Source organism: Mycobacterium sp. TH-M15 (genome assembly GCF_057473705.1).
In genome coordinates this window covers 1-4,981 of record NZ_JBYCLB010000665.1, presented here as the reverse complement: position 1 = coordinate 4,981, position 4,981 = coordinate 1, and the positions used below count along the sequence as shown (strand labels likewise).

Below are 4,981 nucleotides of genomic sequence, written 5' to 3'. Positions count from 1 at the left end.
GGGGGCGCCCCCCCCCCGCGGGGGTGGGGGGGTGGGGCGTCGGTGGTCGCCGGGCGGGGGGGGGTGCCCCCGCCCCCCCCCCGCGACTCCACGCTGGTGATCGCCAGCCGCAGGAACAGTCCGTCGGAGACCTCCGGGCGGAAGTCCCCCTCGGAGAGACCCAACCGCCGGATCTCCCACCCGAACGTGCGCACCGTCGCCCAGGCATGCCCCAGGGTCTCGATGTCCTGGTCGCCGGCGAGCAGCCGGGCCAGCCAGGCGTCGCACATCTGCGGGTCGACGGTGGTCGCGGTGGTGAACATCCGCAGCGCGACGTCCGGGTTGTGGCTGGGTTGCAGACCGTTGACCGAGATGCCGGACGCCAGCATCCCGGCGACCATCGCGTTGCGGGCGTCGGTCGCGCCCGATGGAACGGTCACGACCGGGCACCCGCCCGCGCCACGCCCTGCGGCACCGCCGGATCGACGGCAACGGTCAGGTGTTCCGGGTCGTGCAGCGGCCGGCTGGGCAGCGCCGGACCCCGGCCCGGCGCCGGCGCCGGCAGGCTGGCGCAGACCGCGGTGAGCTGGCGGTTGACGAGCCGGTTCAGCCCGGCCCGGTCGTCCTTGTCCAGCCGTCCGTCGCTGTGGTGGCGAACGATCACCCCGACGTCGGCCCGGTTGTCGGGCCGACGGGTGAGCCGCACCGTCACGACGGTGGCGTCGGAGTCGGCGAGCCACAACGCGTCCAGGTTCTCCGAGGTGATCTCCCGCGGCGACACCCAGAAGCTGGCGACCTGCTCGGTGGTGCCCTGCTGTGTCAGCCGGCCGCGGCGGACCCGGACGTCATCCGGTTCCAGCCCGGCCAGCACTGCCATGTCGATCCCGCCGAACTCCTCGGCGGGCACCGCCCGGGCGACGACGTTGCGGCCATCGAGATCGTGCAGCAGCCGTTCGGTGGCGCCGGCCAGGGTGGCGGCCACCGAGTCACGGGCGGCCACCGCGGCGACGTTGCGTTGCGGGTTCATCCGCAGCACCAGCCAGGTGTTCCGACGTTTGGCCGCCGACCGCCCGGCTGCGCCGGCACCGGCCTTGTCGGCCTGGTCCGGCTGGTCGGCCTGGTCCGGCTGGTCGGCCTGGTCCGGCTGGTCGGCCTTGATCAGCCGGGATATGCCGACCGAGACGATGTCGATGCAGTCCAGGTGCACGTCGAACTGCCGCAGCCCCGCGGCCACCACCTCGACCGGCAGCAGCGCGGTCGCGGCCACCCCGCGGTGATGGCGACCGGTCGGCGCGTCCTCACGTGCGCTCACCGCGATCACCGAGACCAACTGGCCGTGATACTCACGGATGCCGACCGGTTCGCGGCCGTAACGTCGCTGGTGATCGACCGGGTCGGTGCGCCCCCGCGCCAGCACCGCCGCCGGGTCGGCGACGAGGTCCCGCGTCCCGGCGGCCAGCAGCCCGATCAGCGGCACCCGCCGATAGGCGACCAGCGCGGCGACCGCGACCAGGGCGGCGACCCCGACCCCCGACCACCACGCGTACTCGGCGGCTTGCGGGTCGCCCGGCCAGTGCCCGCCCAGCGCCAGCACCCCGACCACGATCAGGAAGACGACGCTCACCCACCGCCAGGACAGGTGCAGCCCGAACATGTGCTCCGCCCTCACCGCCGCCTCGCCCGCCGCAGCGCCGCGATCCCGAATGCCACACCGGCCGCCAGCAGCGCACCCAGCAGCCCCACTCCGGCCACCCAGGCCGGGGTCATGTCCCGCTCCGGCGGCAGCGGCGGCACCTGCAGCGGCGCCGGCTGTGGTTCCTCCGGGGCCAACCGTCGGTCGGGCACGTCCCAGGTCAGCGCGGCGACCGGGTCGACGATGCCGTAGCCGACCTCGTTGTCCACGCCCCGGGCCGGCGGGCGGGCGGTGTCGGTCAGCCGCTTGATGACCTGACTCGACGACAGCTGCGGATACCGCGCCCGGACCAGCGCCGCCACCCCGGAGACGATCGCCCCCGAGAAGGTGGTTCCGCCCGGCTGTATCAGCGAATTGTCCGGTCCGTCAACGGCGTTCATCAATCCGTCATCGCGAGGCGAGAGTCCCTCGATGTCGGTTCCGGGCGCCGCGATCGACACCCACGGGCCGGCCACGCTCGTCTTGGTCAGCGGCACGCCCGCCGCGTCGACGGCGCCCACGGTCAGCACGTACTGATCGAACCACGCCGGGGTCACCACGGTGAGCACATCCTTCCAGTTGCGGGGGTCGGCCGGCGTCAGCGCGTTGTAGGTGGGGTTCTGCTTGCAGTCTCGGTCTTTGGTGTTGCCGGCCGCCACCACGATCACCGCATCCTTGTCCAATGCGGCGTACTGAACCGCGGCCCCCAGGTCCGCCTGGTCGAGAATGGTGCGCGCGCTCATGCACACCACCCCGGAGACGTTGATCACCCGCGCCCCCATGTCGGCGGCGTGCACGATCGCCCGGGCCAGCGTGTGGATGGCGTCGGTCTTCTCCCGTTGCTGCGGATCCTGTCCGTCGCCGAACGGCTCCTTGGCGGCGAACGCCCGGCTGTACTGACGGATCGAGATGATCTCCACGTCGGGGGCGACACCGGTGAACGCGTCCGGCGCCGGCGGCGGCGGATCGCGCGGCACCCGGTAGTCGACCGGCGCCGCTCGTGTGGCACCGGAGTGTCCGGCCGGCCAGATCGGGTCGCGCGCACCGCCGATTTCCGCTCCGTTCGGGCCGGCCGGTGGCGGCTCCTCCCCTTCCGGCGGCGGTGGCGGCGGTGGCGGCCCCGGCGGGCCGTGGGTCTGCTGGGGGGCCGGCACCATCGTGACGGTCTGCGCCGGTGGCGGCGGTTCGTTGGTGGGGACCGACGGCGGGCGGCGCGGCTGCTGCGGCGGCACCGGGGCACCGCTGTCCGGCTGCGCGCCGATCAGCGACGCCACCAAGGTGCCGTGGGCGTCGCAGTCCGACAGCCCGTCACCGCCGGCCATCACGTAGTCACCGCCGCCGATCAGGTGCGGCAGCCGGGGATGCGGCGTCACGCCGGTGTCGATGACGGCGACCTTCACCCCCCCGCCGCGGCCGAACTTCCACGCCTCGGGCAGGTTCAGCATGTCCATGTATTTGGGCTGCACCCGCCAGTCGGTGCCCGGCATCACCCCGACCCCGGTGCAGTAGGCGGTCTGCCGCATCTCCTGGGGTGGTCCGGGCGGGCTGTCCGGCGGCAGCGCGGCCATGTCGATCGTCGGCGGGTCGATCGCGGCGGCGGGCGGCATCCCGGCGAACGAACCGGAGCCCACCAGGATCGCCGCCGCCGCCAGCGCGGCCGCCCGGCTGCCCCGTCGCGGGGGGTTAGCGGTACCGGATGGCTTCATAGGTGTTCATCAACCACAGCGCCAACGGGAACAACGGCATCAAGCACAGGTATTCGATCCACTCCACGAACTTCCGGAAGATCGGGCTGTAGATGGTGTTGGGCACCACCACCGCGGAGAGCAGCCCGATCGTCGGCACCACCAACAGCACAGCCAGCCCGACCACCAGCGCCGTCGGCGTCCACACCACCACCACGAACCGCACCACGACGGCCGCCACGATCACGCGCCCGGAGACCGCCACGGTAATCGCCTGCCAGCGGTCCCGGAAGGAACGGCCACGCAGCACCAGGAACCCGGCGGTCAGGCCGGCCAGCAGCACCGGCAGCCAGGCCCGCTCCGTCCGCGGATCGCAGAGCCCGGCGGCCGACACCGCGATCAGCGCACCCAGCCCGGTCAGCAGGCCGGTCAAAAACGATCGCGCCCGCTCGGCGCGAAGCACCACGTCGCGCACCGACTTCGGGCTCTCCAGCGCGGCATGTCCGTCGTCGCCGACCACGACCGTGGTCGGCAGGTCCGGCCGGGCGTCGAACACCCAGCGGCTGGTCGCCGACGGGAACACCGGCAGCCGCAGCCCGGCCAGCCACCGGGACAGCGACGCCGCACTCTGGTAGCCGAAGACACAGGCCAGCAGCGTGCACGCCATCAGGGTCACCGGGCCGGTCAGGAGCAGCATCCGCAGCGCCCCGGCGATCATCACCACCACGCTGATCGTGGCCACCGCGGTGTAGGTGGCCAGCTGACGGCCGGTCAACCGGATGATCAGCAGCGCGGCGATGCCCGCAACGCCGAAGCCCAGCGCGGCGTGCGGGGCGCCCACCGGTCCCGGCACCGCCGCCGCGGCCGCCACCACCAGCGGCGGCATCGCGCTGAACAGCAGCGCATCGCCGACCCGGCGATCGGCCACCCCGTGCGCCTGCAGCAGCACCAGTGCGGCCGCCGCCAGCACCGCCACGGCGATCACCCCGCCGGCGATCGAGGTCAGCCAGCTGTCGTGGTAGTAGCGCCAGCCGGCGAGCAGCGCGGTGGCCAGCACCGCGGCCACCGACGCCGTGGTGATGCCGACACGCACCGCGGTCGCCGGGTCGATGGAGGAAAACCGCTTGGCCAGGTTCACCGAGACCGCGGTCGAGATGTGCTCGATGACCGGCGACCGGCGTTCCTGATCCTCGGTGAAGCGCAGCCACAACCGGTCCCCGTCGTAGACGTCCTGGTCGGTCAGCGATTGGTTCGACCGCAGCGCGGTGCCGTCCACCCGGCACAGCACCCAGCGGCCGCGGCCCTCGGCTTTCAGCGTGGGCTCGTCGAGCTCCCGCAGCCGGCCGTTGACCACCTTGAGCAGCGGATCGATCATCACCGACACCGGCGCGTCGGCGTCCAGCAGTGTGCCGATCTGCACGCCGTCACCGGCAATGATCCCGATCACCGCCGAGCGGGGCTGGGTCGACGTCGCAACGACCTCCCCGCCGGGCTGTGCCGCCACCACCGAAGTCATCGTCTCGCCCTCTCGGTCCGCCGAACAACTGCCGGGACCGGCAGCGCCGACCCGAATTCCGTGCCCATATCCGCCGCCGGCTGATTTGCCGTCGGCGGTTTTCCAATTCTAAAGACACTCCGCGATATG

General features: G+C 72.9%; 3 protein-coding genes and 1 pseudogene. All 4 read right to left on the bottom strand.

Going from position 1 to position 4,981, the window contains the following annotated elements; genetic code table 11:
* Positions 1-380, bottom strand: a pseudogene (locus AC2VNT_RS16270) (hypothetical protein); the annotation flags it as partial.
* A gap of 35 nt (positions 381-415) precedes the next feature.
* Entirely contained in the window at positions 416-1,648 is a 1,233-nt protein-coding gene (gene eccE, locus AC2VNT_RS16265; protein WP_486947838.1) for a type VII secretion protein EccE, read from the bottom strand.
* A complete protein-coding gene (locus AC2VNT_RS16260) occupies positions 1,645-3,357 on the bottom strand; it encodes a S8 family serine peptidase (RefSeq protein ID WP_486947837.1) in 1,713 nt (570 codons plus the stop codon). Before AC2VNT_RS16260 ends, eccE begins: the two co-directional genes overlap by 4 nt.
* Positions 3,335-4,852, bottom strand: a complete 1,518-nt coding sequence (gene eccD / locus AC2VNT_RS16255; protein WP_486947836.1) for a type VII secretion integral membrane protein EccD — start codon at positions 4,850-4,852, stop codon at positions 3,335-3,337. The genes AC2VNT_RS16260 and eccD overlap by 23 nt, the downstream gene beginning before the upstream one ends.
* Positions 4,853-4,981: the final 129 nt, after the last annotated feature.